General features: G+C 67.4%; 15 protein-coding genes. 3 read left to right on the top strand and 12 right to left on the bottom strand.

Annotated elements, in window-relative coordinates:
- Positions 1 to 30 precede the first annotated feature (30 nt).
- Complete coding sequence (locus tag DK26_RS03475) at positions 31 to 1,065, top strand: glycosyltransferase family 2 protein (protein ID WP_066468308.1); 1,035 nt, start codon at positions 31 to 33, stop codon at positions 1,063 to 1,065.
- Positions 1,066 to 1,175: 110 nt separating this feature from the next.
- Complete coding sequence (murJ, locus tag DK26_RS03470; protein WP_066468777.1) at positions 1,176 to 2,702, top strand: murein biosynthesis integral membrane protein MurJ; 1,527 nt, start codon at positions 1,176 to 1,178, stop codon at positions 2,700 to 2,702.
- A 6-nt stretch (positions 2,703 to 2,708) separates the two neighbouring features.
- On the opposite strand, the gene DK26_RS03465 is transcribed toward murJ, so the two are convergent.
- The 4 genes from DK26_RS03465 to DK26_RS03450 all read right to left on the bottom strand — a co-directional run bounded on the left by DK26_RS03465 (position 2,709) and on the right by DK26_RS03450 (position 5,787).
- Positions 2,709 to 3,692, bottom strand: a complete 984-nt coding sequence (locus tag DK26_RS03465) for a nitronate monooxygenase (RefSeq protein ID WP_066468306.1) — start codon at positions 3,690 to 3,692, stop codon at positions 2,709 to 2,711.
- Between the two features lie 14 nt (positions 3,693 to 3,706).
- Complete coding sequence (locus tag DK26_RS03460) at positions 3,707 to 4,567, bottom strand: branched-chain amino acid aminotransferase (RefSeq protein WP_066468302.1); 861 nt, start codon at positions 4,565 to 4,567, stop codon at positions 3,707 to 3,709.
- Positions 4,568 to 4,751: 184 nt separating this feature from the next.
- Positions 4,752 to 5,069 carry an AzlD domain-containing protein gene (locus DK26_RS03455; RefSeq protein ID WP_066468301.1) on the bottom strand — a complete coding sequence of 106 codons (318 nt, stop codon included), beginning with the start codon at positions 5,067 to 5,069 and terminating at the stop codon, positions 4,752 to 4,754.
- Complete coding sequence (locus DK26_RS03450) at positions 5,056 to 5,787, bottom strand: AzlC family ABC transporter permease (protein ID WP_066468297.1); 732 nt, start codon at positions 5,785 to 5,787, stop codon at positions 5,056 to 5,058. The genes DK26_RS03455 and DK26_RS03450 overlap by 14 nt, the downstream gene beginning before the upstream one ends.
- Before the next feature lie 131 nt (positions 5,788 to 5,918).
- On the opposite strand from DK26_RS03450, the gene DK26_RS03445 reads away from it, so the two are divergent.
- On the top strand, positions 5,919 to 6,530 hold the full coding sequence (locus DK26_RS03445) for a 4'-phosphopantetheinyl transferase superfamily protein (RefSeq protein ID WP_066468295.1): 612 nt from the start codon (positions 5,919 to 5,921) through the stop codon (positions 6,528 to 6,530).
- 7 nt (positions 6,531 to 6,537) lie between these two features.
- Here DK26_RS03445 and DK26_RS03440 read toward each other — a convergent pair whose 3' ends face one another.
- The 8 genes from DK26_RS03440 to pheS all read right to left on the bottom strand — a co-directional run bounded on the left by DK26_RS03440 (position 6,538) and on the right by pheS (position 15,409).
- A complete protein-coding gene (locus DK26_RS03440) occupies positions 6,538 to 7,281 on the bottom strand; it encodes a TerC family protein (protein WP_066468293.1) in 744 nt (247 codons plus the stop codon).
- A gap of 19 nt (positions 7,282 to 7,300) precedes the next feature.
- Positions 7,301 to 8,005 carry a TerC family protein gene (locus tag DK26_RS03435; RefSeq protein ID WP_248309854.1) on the bottom strand — a complete coding sequence of 235 codons (705 nt, stop codon included), beginning with the start codon at positions 8,003 to 8,005 and terminating at the stop codon, positions 7,301 to 7,303.
- A gap of 71 nt (positions 8,006 to 8,076) precedes the next feature.
- Entirely contained in the window at positions 8,077 to 9,156 is a 1,080-nt protein-coding gene (locus tag DK26_RS03430; protein WP_066468290.1) for a tartrate dehydrogenase, read from the bottom strand.
- Positions 9,153 to 10,055 (bottom strand): alpha/beta hydrolase, encoded by a 903-nt coding sequence (locus DK26_RS03425; RefSeq protein WP_066468289.1) that lies wholly within the window; start codon positions 10,053 to 10,055, stop codon positions 9,153 to 9,155. Before DK26_RS03425 ends, DK26_RS03430 begins: the two co-directional genes overlap by 4 nt.
- A gap of 213 nt (positions 10,056 to 10,268) precedes the next feature.
- The gene (pheT, locus tag DK26_RS03420; RefSeq protein WP_066468288.1) at positions 10,269 to 12,692 is read right to left on the bottom strand and encodes a phenylalanine--tRNA ligase subunit beta; all 2,424 of its coding nucleotides are present in this window, start codon (positions 12,690 to 12,692) and stop codon (positions 10,269 to 10,271) included.
- Positions 12,689 to 13,099: an ASCH domain-containing protein gene (locus tag DK26_RS03415; RefSeq protein ID WP_066468774.1), complete on the bottom strand. Its 411-nt coding sequence runs from the start codon at positions 13,097 to 13,099 to the stop codon at positions 12,689 to 12,691. The genes pheT and DK26_RS03415 overlap by 4 nt, the downstream gene beginning before the upstream one ends.
- Positions 13,100 to 13,107: 8 nt before the next feature.
- Positions 13,108 to 14,295, bottom strand: a complete 1,188-nt coding sequence (locus DK26_RS03410; protein ID WP_066468287.1) for a glycosyltransferase — start codon at positions 14,293 to 14,295, stop codon at positions 13,108 to 13,110.
- 31 nt (positions 14,296 to 14,326) lie between these two features.
- Entirely contained in the window at positions 14,327 to 15,409 is a 1,083-nt protein-coding gene (gene pheS / locus DK26_RS03405) for a phenylalanine--tRNA ligase subunit alpha (RefSeq protein WP_066468286.1), read from the bottom strand.
- Positions 15,410 to 15,615: the final 206 nt, after the last annotated feature.

Raw genomic sequence — 15,615 nt, 5'->3', positions numbered from 1 at the left:
CCTATCCCACGCGCTGAGGTCGTCAAAGCCTTGTCTGCCACGCAGCCCCTCGCCGCCTCGGCCAATCCCGCCGCCCAGCTACGGCGACCCGAGCTTTCGGTCGTCGTTCCCGTCCATGACGAGGCGGACAACCTGCCGCTGTTGGTCGAGCGGCTCAAGAGCGTGCTCGATGGCTGCGTCGCCTCCTGGGAGATCGTCTGCGTCGACGATGGCAGCCGCGACGGCACGCTTTCGGTGCTGCGCCTGCTGCACGAAGCCGATCCGCGCATCAATGCCATCTCCTTCAGCCGGAATTTCGGCAAGGAGATCGCGATCGCCGCCGGGCTCGACCATGCTAGCGGCGATGCCGTGGTGATCATGGATGCCGATCTGCAGCATCCGCCGGAGACCATTCCCGTCTTCCTGGCGAAATGGCGCGAGGGCTTCCTCAACGTCTATGGCCAGCGCACCGACCGCGAGGGCGAAGGCAGGCTGAAGCGCGGCTTCGCCAAGGCCTTCTACAGGCTGTTCGCCAGCTTCGGCGAGACGGAGCTGCCCGAGGGTGCCGGCGATTTCCGTCTGCTCGACCGCAAGGTCGTCGAGGCGTTGCGGGCGCTGCCGGAGCGGGCTCGCTTCTCCAAGGGGCTCTATGCCTGGGTCGGCTTTCCTGCCACCGGCGTGCCGTTCGAGGTCGCCGAGCGTGCCCATGGCCAGACGAAATTCCGTTTCCGCAAGCTGTTCAGTTTCGCTTTCGACGGGCTGTCCTCGTTCTCGACCGTGCCGCTCAAGATCGCGACCTGGCTCGGCGTCCTCATCGCCATCGTCGCCGCGGCGACCGCATTGTTCTTCGTGGTCCGCACCCTGCTTTTCGGCACCGACCTGCCCGGCTTCCCGTCGCTGATCGTCTCGATCATGTTCTTCTCGGGCATCCAGCTGATCTCGCTCGGCCTGATCGGCGAATATGTCGGGCGCATCTTCGCCGAGGTGAAGCGCCGGCCGCTCTACCTCGTCGGCGAGCGTATCGGCTTCGAGAAGCTCGACAGCGTCCACCCGCGCGGCGACGCCCTGCCGCCCCTGATCCGCTAGTCGCGGGCTGGACAATCGCCGCCGGCGACGGCATCGCTTGCCGGATGATCGTCGACGTCATTTCAGCGGGAGGCCGGAATGACGAGGCGGGAGAGACGAGCCGCCATTCGATGCTGAGAAAAATCCTTTCGGTCAGCGGCTTCACGCTGCTTTCGCGCGTCTCCGGCTTCGCCCGCGACATCGTGCTCGCCGCCGTGCTCGGTGCCGGGCCACTGATGGACGCATTCTCGGTGGCGCTGCGCCTGCCCAATCATTTCCGCGCCATCTTCGGTGAAGGGGCCTTCAACCAGGCCTATATCCCGGCCTTCGCCCGCATCCGCGAGAAATCGGGCGCGGCGGCGTCGCAGCACTTCTCGGACCGGGTCTTCACGCTGAACCTCGTCGTCCAGCTGGTGATCCTGGGGCTCGCTTTGCCGTTCATGCCGGAGCTGGTGCGCCTGCTCGCCCCCGGTTTCGTCGGCGATCCCCAGCGCTTCGATCTCGCGGTGGCGCTGACCCGGATCACCTTCCCCTATCTCTTGTTCATAACGCTGGTGACGCTGCTCTCGGCCAATCTCAACGCGGTCGACCGTTTCGCCGCCGCCGCCGCTGCGCCGATCCTGCTCAATGTCAGCCTGATCGGCGCGCTCGCCGTCGCCTTCCTGTTCCCGAGCGCGGCGCATGCCGCCGCCTGGGGTGTCGCCGCCGCCGGCGTGCTGGAATGGCTGCTGCTCTGGGTCGCCGCCCGGCGGGAAGGCGTTTCGGCAGCGTTGACGCGACCGCGGCTCGACGGCGAGGTCAAGCGCTTCCTCAAGGCACTCGGACCGGCTGTGATCGGCTCGGCCGGCGTTCAGATCGCGATCTTCGCCGATACGATCATCGCTTCGCTGCTGCCCGCCGGCGCCTACGCCGCGCTCTATTATGCCGAGCGGCTCTACCAGCTGCCGATCGGCGTCATCGCCATCGGCGTCGGCACGGTGCTGCTGCCGACGATGAGCCGCGCCATCGCCGCCGGCGACGAGGCCAAGGCCGACAAGGCGCAGAACCGAGCGATAGCGCTGACGATCTTCGCGGCCGCGCCCTTCGCCGCAGCCTTCCTCGCCATTCCCGAGCTGATCGTCTCGGCGCTGTTCGAGCGCGGCCGCTTCGACGCAGCCGCGAGCCAGGCGTCGGGCACCGTACTCTTCGCCTATGCGATCGGCCTGCCTGCGATCGTGCTGATCCGCTCGCAGGTCTCGAGCTTCCAGGCGCGCGGCGACACGACGACGCCGATGATCGTCTCGCTCGCCGCCATCGCCGCCAATGTCGCGCTGAAGCTGCTGCTCTGGCGCGATCTCGGGGCGCCCGGCCTCGCGCTCGCGACCGCGGCCGGTGCCTGGATCAATGTCGGGGCGCTGTTCGTGCTCGCCCTGCGCAGCGGCTGGACCCGGCCGGATCGCAAGCTTCCAGGCCTGATCCTGATCGTCGCGGCAGCCGCCGCCTGCGCCGGGCTCGCCGCGCGCCTGCTGGCACTGCCGCTCCAGGGCGCCCTCGCCGGCTTTGCCTTCGAGCCCAGGCTGCTGGCGCTCGGCGCGCTCAGCCTGCTGGCGGCAGCGCTTTACGCCGCGCTCGCGCTCGGCGGGCTGAAGCTGGCGGGATTGCTGCGGCTGCTGCGCTGACGCTGCTCAGCCTTCGGCGACGATGCCAGCACCACGGCGCAACTGCTCGGCCGCTTCCGTGACCATGCGCGCGACGATCTCGGCGGCCGGGGGCACATCCGTAATCAGCCCGGCCGCCTCGCCATAGATCGCGGCGGCCCTATCGGGGTCGCCGGCCATGAAGGCCTCGCGATAGGCCGGACCCTCGATCTCTGCCGCCGCCAGCAATTCGGCATCCCGGCCGCGCCATTTGGCGATGAAGGCATTGTCGCCGACGCGGATGTCGAAGGGCTTCGGCCAGTCGAGGCGGCGCGCGATGTCAGGGAGCGAAGAGCGCACCGTCTGATCACCGGTCGCGGCGATGGCCGCGGCCTGGTGGTTCTGGTGGACGAGCGCCTCGCGGCTCGCCCAGAAGCGGGTACCGACGAGCACGCCATCGGCGCCGAGCATCAGCGCTGCGGCGAGGCCCCGGCCATCCGCGATGCCGCCGGCAGCCAGCAGCAGCGTTTCGGGGCTTTCGCGGGCGAGCAGATCCGCAACCTCGGGAACGAAGGGCAGCGTCGCCCGGGCATGACCGTGGCCGCCGGCTTCGGTGCCCTGCGCGATAATGACGGAGGCGCCGGCTGCCAGCGCCGCCCTGACATGGGCGATGCTCTGGCACTGGCAGATCAACGGAATGCCGGCAGCGTCGATCTCGGCCGCAAAGGGCGCGGGATCGCCGAAGGAGAGCATCAGCGCCGCCGGGCGATGGGCAAGCACCTCGCCAAGCAGATGCGGCTGCTTCGCCAGCGACCAGGTGATGAAGCCGCAGCCTGTGCGCGTGTTGCCGGCCGCCTCATATTGCGTCCTCAGCCAGTCGCCATCGCCATAGCCGCCGCCGATCAGGCCGAGCCCGCCGGCCCGCGTCACCGCCGCCGCCAGCGCCCCACCGGCAGCGAGTGCCATCGGCGCCGAGAGGATCGGATGCTCGATGCCGAAGCGCTCGGTCAGGCGGGTGGCGAGGCGGGCCATGCGGGGAACTCCGGTTACTTGGAGTGGGCGAAGTCCATGTAGAGTTCGCGCGCCTTGCGGAACATCGGGCCGGGCTGAACCTGCCGGTCGTCGATCCGGTAGATCGGCATCACCTTCGAGTAGTTGCCCGAGGAGAAGATCTCGTCGGCCTGCTCGAAATCGGCATAGCTCAGGCTGGTCTCCTCGACCGGCACGCCGGCGCCGCGCAGCAGCGAGATGACGCGCTGGCGGGTGATGCCATTGAGGAAGGTGCCGTTCGGGACCGGCGTCTTCACCACGCCGTCCTTGGCGAGGAAGATGTTGGAGGTGCCGGTCTCGGCGACATTGCCGAGCATGTCGAGCACCAGCGCATTGTCGAAGCCGCGGCCCTTGGCCTCGCGCAGGATGCGGGCATTGTTGGGATAGAGGCAGCCGGCCTTGGAATCTGTCGGCATGGTCTCCATGGTCGGGCGGCGATAGGCGCCCTTGGTCACCGAGAATCCCTTGCCGGGGTCGCCCATCGCCGCCTCGAACAGGCACAGGCAGAACTTGGTCGAGTCCGGGTCGGCCATGATGGTCGAGAGGCCGTCGGCCTCGGCCCAGTACATCGGCTTGACGTAGATCGCGGTGCCCGGAGCGAACTTCTTCACGCCCTCGGCGGTGCGCGCGATGATCTCCTCGACCGGGACCGTCGCCTTCAGACCGAGCGCGTCGGCGGAGCGGTTCACGCGCGCGGCGTGCTTGTCCATGTCGGGGGTGACGCCGTCGAAATGGCGGGCGCCGTCGAAGACGGTCGAGGACAGCCAGCTCGCATGGGAGCGCGGCCCCATGATGCCGGGATTGCCTTCGTGCCACTCCCCTTCGAACCAGCTCCAGGTTTGCGAATACCAAGCCATAAGGCGCTCCGATCTGTCAGTCTTGTTGACCCGCACCGTCTGCCCCTGCCCCCGTGGCGTCAACACAGGGGCCCGGACGCGACGAACGAATGATGTGATGGCTCCGATCGTAACCGGTGATGGGTCGCGATGTGAGGAGCAAATCCGCGCAGCCTGCCCGGCACGTTCTCGGACAGGCCGGCAGTCAAAGGCCGAAGGCGCGGGCCAGCGAGACCGTGGCCATGCCGACGAGCAGCGCCAGCAATTCGCTGCGCCGCAGCACCATGCTGAGGATCGCGGCGACCAGTGCGAGACCCGCGGCCAGGCCGAGGCGCTCGATCAGCGGCAGCACAGTGGCGAAGACGATCGAGCCCGGCAGCGCCGCGAGGCCGCGCCGGACGCGCGGCGTCAGCGGCACGAAGCCCATCAGCACCACGCCGGAGATGCGGCAGAGATATGTCGCCAGCGCCATCGCGACGATGACGAGATAAGGCCCCCAGGCGCCGGGATCAGGCAGCGTCATCGAGGAAGGCTCCGGCAAGGGCGCCGGAGAGCGCGCCGATGATGATGAAGGCATAGCCGTCGATCAGCTTGGCCGCGACGAGCGCGACCACGCCTGCGATCACCCAGGGCAATGCAGCGCGGCGGCCGCGCCAGAGCGGCACGATCATGGCAGCGAAGAAGATCGGCATGACGAGGTCGATGCCGTATTGGCGGGGATCGGCGACGAGCGAGCCGAGCAGGTAGCCGGGGATGGTAGCGAGGACCCAGACGGTCCACAGGCACAGGCCGGGGCCAAGCACGACGCCGAGATCATTGCCGCCCTCGGCGCGGTAGCGCGTGCCGATCAGCCAGTTGGCGTCGGTGAAGACGAAGAGCTGGAAGGCGTTGACCAACCGCGGATAGCGGGCGAACCAGGGCTGCAGCGAAGCTCCCTGCAGGATCGAGCGGGCATTGACGGTCGCCGTCACGAAGGCGAGCCCGGCAATCGCTCCCCAGGTCCATTCGGGACGCCAGATCTCCATGGCGACGAGCTGGGCGACGCCGGCATAGACCAGCCCGCTCATCAACAGTGCCTCGAGCAGGCTCAGCCCCTTGGCTGAGGCAGCGGCTCCGAAGGCGACGGCGAAGACGACGATGCCCGGCAGGAGCACGGAAACCCGGCGCAGGCCGAGCATCATGCCGGCGAGCGTCAGCTGTGCCGGGCCGGCGGATGCGGAGGAAGTTTCCGGATGGGACATGAGTTGTTCGAAGCTTCTCGGGGGGCCGGCGTCAATGGTGGCGACGCGGCCAGCACATGAATACAGCGCAAGGCGGGCCGCGCATGGAGAGCCCGTCACGACAGAGCTGCGGATCGCGTCTAGAACGGCGTATGCTCTGGCTCTCCTCCCCCGACCAAAGCGCTGCGGCCCTGCCGGCCGTCTGGCTCGTCGCGACCGATCACCGCCCCGCCACGCTGGCCGAGCGCTCGGCGCTGCGGCGCGGGCTGGCGCGCACCATTCTCGCCGCACAGTTCAACCTTGAGCCGGACGACGTGAGGATCGAGCACGAGCCCGGCGGCCGGCCGGTAATCGCAGCGCCCCTTGGCAGCGGCCTGCATGTCTCGTTGGCGACGCGCGCGGGCCTTGTCGCGCTCGCCCTGACCCATGGCCCGGTCGGCGTCGATGTCGAGCAGATCGACATCGCGACGCAACCGCCGCTGGCGGCGCTGCATCCTTCCGAGCAGGCGATGCTTCAGGCCCTGCCCGCACCGGCACGGCCGCTCGCCTTCGCGCAATTGTGGAGTGCCAAGGAGGCCTATGTGAAGGCGCTCGGCACCGGTTTCCGGCGTCCGCCCGAGAGCTTCGAGGTTCGGCTCGCGGGCCTCGACGGCTTTGCGGTCGAAGACCCCGACCGGCCGGGCGCGCCGGCCCGCGGCATCAGCCGGATCATAAAAAACGGCGGCCATGAAACCATGGCCGCCGCGTTCATTCAGCTAGCGTGAGCGCTACTCAGCCCGGCTGGTTGACCGGCTTCTTCTTCAGAATGTAGGCGACGCCGACGACGAAGGCCGCGCCGATGACCGCCGCCGAGTAGAACGGCAGCTTGGCGGGGGCGAGACCGGCCGGGTTGGTATCGGAAACCGGCACGCTCGTCACCCAGCTCGGAATGGCGGTCTGCAGCCACTGCAGCACGGCGATATCGGAGAGCAGCATCTCGCCGGCGATCCAGCCGAGCAGCGCGGCGCCGAGCCAGATCAGGATCGGATAACGCTCGAGGATCGTCGACAGCATGCGGGCGCCGAAGACGATCAACGGGATGGTCAGCAGCAACCCGAAAATGAAGAGTTCGAAATGCCCCCGCGCCGCCGCGGCGATCGCCAGCACGTTGTCGAGGCTCATCACCGCATCGGCAATGGCGATGGTGCGCACCGCCTTCCAGAGATTATCGCTGGCCGCGACGTCGCCATGCGCTTCTTCCTCGCCCTTTGCGAGCTTGATCGCGATCCAGAACAGCAGCAGCGCACCGACCACCTTCAGGAACGGGATGTTGAGCAGATAGGAAACGATCACCGCGAAGAGGATGCGCAGGCCGACGGCAGCGCCGGCGCCGAGCAGGATGCCCATTTTGCGCTGCTTCTCCGGCAGCGAACGGACGGCGAGCGCGATGACGACCGCATTGTCGCCGGACAACAGCAGGTCGATCCAGATGATCTGGAGCAGCGAAGCCCAGAAGGTTGAAGATGAGAAATCCATGGGTCGGTCAGTCCCTGTATCAGAGGGCCGGATCTGGCCGGCGTTGCTTGAGGAAATAGCCGAGGCCGAGCACGAGCAGGGCCCCAAATATGGCTGCGGGGTATTCGAGCTGATGGGCCAGCGTCTCGCCGAGCTTGCCGATCAACCAGGGGTCGGATTCGAACATCTCGCCCGCGACCCAGCCGAGCAGGCCGGCCCCGGCCCAGACCAGGATCGGGAAACGGGAGAGGAGATTAGTGATCAGCGAGGCGCCGAGCACGATCAGCGGGATCGAGATGATCAGCCCGCCGATCAGCAGCGGGATGGAGTCCTTTGCCACGGCCGCGATGGCGAGCACGTTGTCGAGGCTCATCACGATGTCGGCGATGGCCACCGTCTGCACCGCCTTCCAGAGCTTGCTGCTGGCAGCGACCGCATTCTCGTCGCTCTCGCCGTCTTCGATGACGAGCTTGACCGCGATCCAGACGAGCAGCGCCGCGCCGATGATGTGCAGGAACGGCATGTTCAGGAGGGAGGCGATGAGCACCGTGAAGACGACACGCAGCAGAACCGCGACGCCGGCGCCGAGTGCGATGCCCTTGGCACGCTGTTCGGGCGCGAGCGCCCGGCAGGCGAGCGCAATCACCACCGCATTGTCTCCCGACAACACGATGTTGAGCGCGATGATCTCGAAGAGCTTGCCCCAGAGCGCCGGTTCGAGCAGCGAAAACGTCAGATCAGGCACCTTGTCGCCTCCCTAAGTCTTGCGTCTTACCGGCACCGGCCGGAATTTGTGGTCATGCGCCGTCCCTATCGTCAACCCAGCGCCTGCTCGATCGCCTTGCCCGCGGCCTCGGTGCCGAGCTTGCCGCCGAGATCGCGGGTGCGGGTGCGCTCGTCGCCGAGAGCACGCTCGATCGCGGCCTCGATCCCCTTGGCGGCTTCGGTCTCACCGAGATGGTCGAGCATCATCGCGCCCGACCAGATCATGCCGACGGGATTGGCGATGCCCTGGCCATAAATGTCCGGAGCCGAGCCATGGACCGGCTCGAACAGCGAGGGATGATCGCCGGTCGGGTTGATGTTACCGGAAGGGGCGATGCCGATCGTGCCGGTGCAGGCCGGGCCGAGATCCGAGAGGATGTCGCCGAACAGGTTGGAGGCGACGACGACGTCGAAGCGGTCCGGATTCAGCACGAAATGCGCGGTCAGGATGTCGATATGGTACTGCTCGACGGCGACACCCGGATAGTTCTTCGCCATCTCCTTCACCCGCTCGTCCCAGTACGGCATGGTGATCGAGATGCCGTTCGACTTGGTGGCCGAGGTCAACTTCTTGCGCGGCCGGCGCTGGGCCAGCTCGAAAGCGTATTTCAGCACGCGGTCGACGCCGACACGGCTCATCACCGTCTCCTGCATGACGATCTCGCGCTCGGTGCCGGCGAACATGCGCCCGCCGACCGACGAGTACTCGCCCTCGGTGTTCTCGCGCACGACGAAGAAGTCGATATCGCCGGGCTTGCGATTGGCGAGCGGGCCGGGCACGCCCGGCATCAGGCGCACGGGGCGCAGATTGACGTACTGGTCGAACTCGCGGCGGAAGAGCAGCAGCGAGCCCCAGAGCGAGACATGGTCCGGCACCTGGGCGGGCATGCCGACGGCGCCGAAATAGATCGCGTCATGGCCGCCGATCTTCTCCTTCCAGTCGTCCGGCAGCATCTTGCCGTGCTTGGCGTAGTAGTCGCAGGAGGAGAAGTCGAACTCGTCGAGCCGCAGCTCGAAACCGTACTTCTTCGAAGCCGCCTCGAGCACGCGCAGCCCCTCGGGCATCACCTCCTTGCCGATGCCGTCCCCGGCGATGACGGCGATGCGGTAGACGCGATTGGTCCGGCTCATGCGACTTCTCCAAAAAACGCGGCAAATTCTGCGGCGACGAGGTCTGGAAGCTCTTCGGCCAGATAGTGCCCGCCGGGCAATGCCTTCCCACGCACATCCACAGCCCGCTCACGCCAGAGCGCGAGCACGTCGAAGCACTTGCCGACGGCTCCGCGATCGCCCCAGAGAGCCTGCATGGGACATTCGAGCTTCCTGCCGCCATCGGCGTCGTCATGGGCAATGTCGATCGTCGCCGCGGCGCGATAATCCTCGCAGCTGGCGTGGATCGTCGCGGGATCGGCAAAGCAGCGAAGATATTCGGCGAGCGCTGGGGGCTCGAACAGCCGCATGTCGGAGGCGCGGCGGCTCGTCCAGTAGAATTCGGGATCGGCGCCGATCATGTTCTCCGGCATCGGCGCCGGCTGGATCAGGAAGAACCAGTGCCAGTAGGCGCGGGCGAAAGCGTCGCCGGTGTCGCGATACATCTCCCGCGTCGGCGCGATGTCGAGGGTCGCGAGCTTCAGCACGCGCTCGGCATGGTCCAGCGCCAGCCGGTGCCCGACACGGGCGCCGCGATCATGCGAGCCGACGAAGAAGCGCTCGTGCCCGAGCGCAGACATGACCTCGGCCATGTCCTGCGCCATGGCGCGCTTCGAATAGGGGGAATGATCGGCGGAGGTCGGCGGCTTCGCCGAATCGCCGTAGCCGCGCAGATCCGGGCAGACGAGGCTGTAGCGCTGCGCCAGCTGCGGAGCAATGCGCCGCCACATGATATGGGTCTGCGGATAGCCGTGGAGCAGGAGCAGCGGCGGCCCCTCCCCGCCGACGCGCACGCGAATGCGCGCGCCGGAGGTCGCGACGTCGAGCAGCCTGAAGCCGGGGAAGAAATTATCTTCGACGGGGAGCTCGGTGACGGACATCCAGCCTCGCAGATTGCAACAATCTGAGCCGATAGCCGGATTTTCAAACGATTTCGTGCGCCGATTATTTCATAATTATGATCAATAACGATGACCCGGCGGCACCTGGCCTCAAACAGCTCACAAAGGGAGGTGGGCCGCGGGCCTCAATTCCTTGCAACAAAAAAGGCGCCCGAAGGCGCCTCTTCCGTCCGGGACGACCGGCTCGACCTGTTACCCGCGCAGCGCCGCCTTGTAGCGCTTGGCCATCTCGGCGACGACCTTGGCCGCGACGGCCTCGATATCCGCTTCGGTCAGCGTCTTCTCGACCGGCTGCAGCGTCACCGCCAGCGCCACCGACTTCTTGCCGGGCTCGACGCCGGCGCCTTCATAGATATCGAAGACGCTGGTCTCGGCGATCAGCGCGCGGTCGGCATTCTGGGCGGTCTTCGCCATGTCGCCGGCCGCCACCGCCTTGTCGACGATGAAGGCGAAATCGCGCGTCAGCGGCTGGAAATCGGAAAGTGCCAGCTTCGGCTTGACCTTGGTCGGCTTGTACTTTGGCAGCGGCAGCGCATCGAGATGGATCTCAAAGGCGACCAGCGGTCCCTTGACGTCGAGCGCCTTGAGCACGCGCGGATGCAGCTCGCCGAAGGCGCCGATGACGCCCTTGGGACCGAACTGGAGCGTGCCGGAGCGGCCGGGATGCGCCCAGGACGGGCCGCCCGCAACGATCTGCAGGCCGCCGACGGGCACGCCGAGCCCGGCGAGCAGCGCCATGACGTCGGCCTTGGCATCGAAGGCATCGACCGGCTTGGCCGCGCCATCCCAATGACGGCCGGCGCCTTCCAGGCGCGCGGTGCCGCGGCGCAGGCCGGCGGCGGCGATCAGCTGGCCTTCCGGCTCATCGCTCTGGAAGACCTGGCCGACCTCGAACAGCGCGACATCGCCAAAGCCGCGATCGGCATTGGCCTGTGCTGAGCGGATCAGGCCCGGCAGGAGCGAGGGCCGCATATCGGAGAGATCGGCGGCGATCGGGTTGGCGAGGACGAGCTTGCGCGAGCCGCCGCCGAAGAGCTTGGCAGCCTCATGCGAGATGAATGACCAGGTCACGGCCTCGACCAGCCCGCGGCTGGCGAGCAGGCGCTTGGACTGGCGCGTGCGCTTCTGCAGCACCGTCAGGACCGGCTTGACGACCTCGCCCTTGATCCGCGGCAGCGGCGCCGGCTCGACCCGGTCGAGCCCGGCGATGCGCAGGATCTCCTCGACGAGATCGGCCTTGCCCTCGACATCGGCGCGCCAGGAGGGAGCTGCGACCTTGACCCGCTCGCCGGCGCCCGAAACATGGAAGCCGAGCGAGGTCAGAGCGAGCTTCATCTCGACCTGCGGCAGATCGAGACCGGTCAGGCGCTTCACTTCCGACCAGGGGAAATCGATGGCACCGGCGCTCTCGGGCAGCTCGCCGGCGAAGACCATCTCGGAGGCTTCGCCGCCGCAGAGCTCGATGATCATCTGAGTCGCGAGATCGAGGCCGGGTCGGGTGAAGTCCGGATCGACGCCGCGCTCGAAGCGGTAACGCGCATCGGAGGTGATGCCCAGCGCACGGCCCGAGCGGGCAATGTTCAGCGGATCCCAGAGCGCGCTCTCGACCAGCACGTCGACGGTGTTCTCGTCGCAGCCGGAAGCCTCGCCGCCCATGATGCCGGCAAGCGATTCGACGCCCTTCGCATCGGCGATCACGACCTGTTCGTCGGTCAGCGTGTAGGTCTTGCCGTCGAGCGCGAGGATCTGCTCGCCGGCCCTAGCGCGGCGCACCGTCAGGTCGCCATGGACCTTGGCGGCGTCGAAGACGTGCAGCGGCCGGCTGCGGTCATAGGTCATGAAATTGGTGATATCGACCAGCGCGTTGATCGGCCGAAGGCCGATGGCGCGCAGGCGCGCCTGCAGCCATTCCGGCGACGGGCCGTTCTTGACGCCGCGGACGAGGCGCAGGGCGAAAGCCGGGCAGAGCTTCTTGTCTTCCGGGGCGAAGTCGAGCTTGACGTCGACCGGGCACGGGAAGCTGCCGCGCACGGGCGCGACCGAGGGCGTCTTCAGCGCGCCGAGACCGGCGGCGGCGAGGTCGCGGGCGACGCCGGACACGCCGAGCGCATCGGCTCGGTTCGGCGTCACGGCGATCTCGATCATCGCATCGTCGAAGCCGGCATAGGCGGCGTAGGGCTGGCCGACCGGCGCATCCTGCGGCAGGTCGATGATGCCGTCATGATCCTCGGAGAGCTGCAGCTCGGCGGCCGAGCAGAGCATGCCGTTCGACTCGACGCCACGGATCACGCCCTTGCCGAGGGTGATGTCCTTCCCGGGAATATAGGTGCCGGGCGGCGAGAACACGCTCTTCATGCCGGTGCGGGCATTGGGCGCGCCGCAGACGACCTGCACCGGCTCGCCCGAGCCGGTGTCGACCATGCAGACGCGCAGGCGGTCGGCATTCGGATGCTGCTTGGCCTCGATGACATAGGCGATGGTGAAGGCGGAAAGCGCCTTGGCCTTGTCCTCGACGGCCTCGACCTCGAGCCCGACGCGGGTCAGGGTCTCGGAGATGGTGTCGAGGGTTTCAGAGGTCTCGAGATGGTCTTTGAGCCAGGAGAGCGTGAATTTCATGTGGTTACGTCCATCGGAGCGAAGGCTTCCACCAGGCGGAAGCGCTCGCAAAGCAGGGGCATTTCGGGACTGAAGACGCCGAGGCGCCGGAAATAAGCTTCATGGGCCTCGCGCCAGAAGGAGAGGCTGCGGTCGCCCTCGCCCTCCTCGAAGGCGAATTGCGCATCGACCTCATCGAAGCGCCGGGGCGTGAGTTCGAGCGTCTCGATCACGCAGACCGGACGCTTCTCGCCGTCGAGCACGATCCAGAGCTCGCCAAGCTTCGGGCAGTCTGGTGCGTCCAGCGTGTTCACCGTCGCGGTCTTGCGGCCGCTGACGACCAGCGCCGCCAGCTCCGTCGCGAGCTCGGGACTATCGCCGAAGGAGAAGCTCGGGCAGTCGCGATAGCGTTCGGGGATGGTTTGCATGTCCAAGGTCACGCCGCCCCGTCCCGCCGTGCGGCCACGGACGACAGTTCCGGCGCATTGTCGTTCAGCCGGTCGTCGCCATCCGTCCTGATTTTCATCGCGTTGCCGCGCCAGCTGACCTCGCCGGCGAGGAAGGCATAGGCCCAGATGCCGGGGAAGACGAGATCGCGGGTCAGATAGGCCAGCGGCGTGCGCCAGTTCAGGAACCAGCCGACGCCCTTCGCCAGGGCCATCTCGGCGGCGTACCAGATCGCCAGCACCAACAGGACGGCCTGCCAGCTCGCAAGGCCATAGGCCGGGGCGGCGAAAGCGGCAAGCACGGCCGGCACGAGCGGGCCGACCAGGATCTCCGGCGCGAAGAACGGCAGGAAGGTGACACGGCGCAGCCGCGCCCAGCGGAACTGGCGCTGCACGACATGGCGCAGGTGCCGGCGGCCGAGCGGCTGCTCGAAAGGCTGGTCGACGAGATGAACATGCTTGCCGGCGGCGCGCACCAGCTTGGTCGCGGCCGCATCCTCGGCGATCTCGGCAGCGAGCGCCGCGATGCCGCCATTGGCGTCGAGGAAGGGCTTGTTCCAAAGCATCGACTTGCCCTGGGCAAAGCCGAAGCCGAGCGCCTCGCCGGCATATTGCCAGCGCGCCTGGAAGGTATTGAGGAAAGCGCATTCCACCTCGGCGCCGAAGCAGAGCGGCCGCGAGCCGGCCGGCGTCGAGCAGACGAGGCCGCTATCGTCACGCCAGGCCGCCAGCATCCGCTGGATGTAGTCCTTCGGCATCAGCACGTTGGAATCGGCGAGGATCACCCAGTCGTGCCGTGCCGCCTCCCAGCCCCTGACGCAGTTGTTGAGCTTGGGATTGGCGCTGACCGCGACATCGCCGACGATCAGGCGCACGCGCTCCGGCCCATGGCTGGCGATCAGCTCCTCGACCAGCGGGACGATCGGGTCCTGTCCGTCGGCAACGCAGAAGATCGTCTCATAGTCGGGGTAGTCGAGGACGAGGCCGGAGGTCAGGGTTTCCCGGCTAAAGCTCTCCAGGCCGCAGACCGGCCGCACGATCGTCACCGGCGGGCGCTGGCGCAGCAGGCTGGATTCGACCGGCTTGCGACGCAGGCGCACGAAGGCGATGGCCAGGCACAGGAGATTGGCCGCCACCAGCAGTGCCGCGATCAGGCCGGCCCAATGCGCCGCGCTCATCCCCGCCCTTTCCTCTCCTAGCCCGCCTTCGTCACGACGACAGGCCGCCGGTCAGCGTCGGCAAGTCGAGCGGGCGGAAGCCGTAATGCGAGAGCCAGCGAACATCGGCCTCGAAGAAGGGCCGCAGATCCGTCATGCCGTATTTCAGCATGGCGATACGGTCGATGCCCATGCCCCAGGCGAAGCCCTGGTAGACGTCGGGGTCGAGCCCGCAGTTCCTGAGCACGTTCGAGTGGACCATGCCGCAGCCGAGAATCTCGAGCCAGTCGTCGCCCTCGCCGAAGCGGATCTCGCCGCCCTTGCGCGAGCACTGGATGTCGACTTCTGCCGAAGGCTCGGTGAACGGGAAGAAGGAGGGACGGAAGCGCATCTTGACGCTCTCGACCTCGAAGAACGACTTGCAGAACTCCTCCAGCACCCATTTCATGTGGCCGAAATGGGTCTTCTTGTCGATGACGAGACCCTCGACCTGATGGAACATCGGGGTGTGGGTCTGGTCGGAATCCATGCGGTAGGTCCGTCCCGGGCAGATCACGCGGATCGGCGGCTCCTGGGCCAGCATGGTGCGGACCTGGACCGGCGAGGTATGGGTGCGCAGGAGCTTTCGCTCGCCATTGGCGTCGGGCGCGAAGAAGAAGGTGTCGTGCATCTCACGGGCGGGATGGCCGACCGGGAAGTTCAGCTTGGTGAAGTTGAGGTCGTCGGTCTCGACATCCGGCCCCTCGGCGACGGCAAAGCCCATATCGCCGAAGATCGCGGTGATCTCGTCGATGACCTGGCTGATCGGATGGATGCGCCCGCGCGCCTCCGGCCCCTCGCGCACCGGCAGCGAGATGTCGAGCCGCTCGGCAGCGAGCCGCGCCTCCAGCGCCGCCTCGCCCAGCGCCTCCTTGCGGGCGGTGAGCGCCTGCTGGACGCCGTCGCGCAGGCCGTTGATCAGCGGCCCCTTCTCCTTGCGCTCATCCGGCGTCATCGCGCCGAGCGTCTTCAGCAAGGCGGAAACCGAGCCGGACTTGCCGAGCGCCGCGATGCGCAACTGCTCGAGCGCCGCCTCGTCCTGCGCCGCGGCGATCTCACCGACAAGGGAATCGCGAAGGGTATCGATCTCGTTCATGCCTGATCTGGTCCGTTAGCGCGTCCTCCGCCGGGCCGGAACCGACCGGCCGCCGGGAATTCGCACCACCTGAAAATGCCGGAGCGCGTTCCGGCGTGGCATCTTCTATGGCTTCGGCCCTGCGGATACCAGCCCGAATTGCGCTGGCAAAGCGTACCGATCGCGGCGTTTTCACACATTCGGCCCCGTCCGCCGATGGTTCATGA

Origin of the sequence: Allobosea sp. WAO, from assembly GCF_001509835.1 — a bacterium.
GTDB lineage: Bacteria > Pseudomonadota > Alphaproteobacteria > Rhizobiales > Beijerinckiaceae > Allobosea.
Note: the sequence above shows the minus strand (reverse complement) of the source record. Positions and strands in the feature narration are given on the sequence as shown.

Bases quoted from the DNA above. Each gene is read 5' to 3' on its own strand.
- DK26_RS03465 (WP_066468306.1), bottom strand. From the start codon at position 3,692: ATGGCCCGCCTCGCCACCCGCCTGACCGAGCGCTTCGGCATCGAGCAT.
- DK26_RS03415 (WP_066468774.1), bottom strand. From the start codon at position 13,099: ATGCAAACCATCCCCGAACGCTATCGCGACTGCCCGAGCTTCTCCTTC.
- pheS (WP_066468286.1), bottom strand. From the start codon at position 15,409: ATGAACGAGATCGATACCCTTCGCGATTCCCTTGTCGGTGAGATCGCC.
- DK26_RS03445 (WP_066468295.1), top strand. From the start codon at position 5,919: ATGCTCTGGCTCTCCTCCCCCGACCAAAGCGCTGCGGCCCTGCCGGCC.
- DK26_RS03455 (WP_066468301.1), bottom strand. From the start codon at position 5,069: ATGACGCTGCCTGATCCCGGCGCCTGGGGGCCTTATCTCGTCATCGTC.
- DK26_RS03430 (WP_066468290.1), bottom strand. From the start codon at position 9,156: ATGAGCCGGACCAATCGCGTCTACCGCATCGCCGTCATCGCCGGGGAC.
- DK26_RS03410 (WP_066468287.1), bottom strand. From the start codon at position 14,295: ATGAGCGCGGCGCATTGGGCCGGCCTGATCGCGGCACTGCTGGTGGCG.
- pheT (WP_066468288.1), bottom strand. From the start codon at position 12,692: ATGAAATTCACGCTCTCCTGGCTCAAAGACCATCTCGAGACCTCTGAA.
- DK26_RS03460 (WP_066468302.1), bottom strand. From the start codon at position 4,567: ATGGCTTGGTATTCGCAAACCTGGAGCTGGTTCGAAGGGGAGTGGCAC.
- DK26_RS03425 (WP_066468289.1), bottom strand. From the start codon at position 10,055: ATGTCCGTCACCGAGCTCCCCGTCGAAGATAATTTCTTCCCCGGCTTC.
- DK26_RS03450 (WP_066468297.1), bottom strand. From the start codon at position 5,787: ATGTCCCATCCGGAAACTTCCTCCGCATCCGCCGGCCCGGCACAGCTG.
- murJ (WP_066468777.1), top strand. From the start codon at position 1,176: ATGCTGAGAAAAATCCTTTCGGTCAGCGGCTTCACGCTGCTTTCGCGC.
- DK26_RS03440 (WP_066468293.1), bottom strand. From the start codon at position 7,281: ATGGATTTCTCATCTTCAACCTTCTGGGCTTCGCTGCTCCAGATCATC.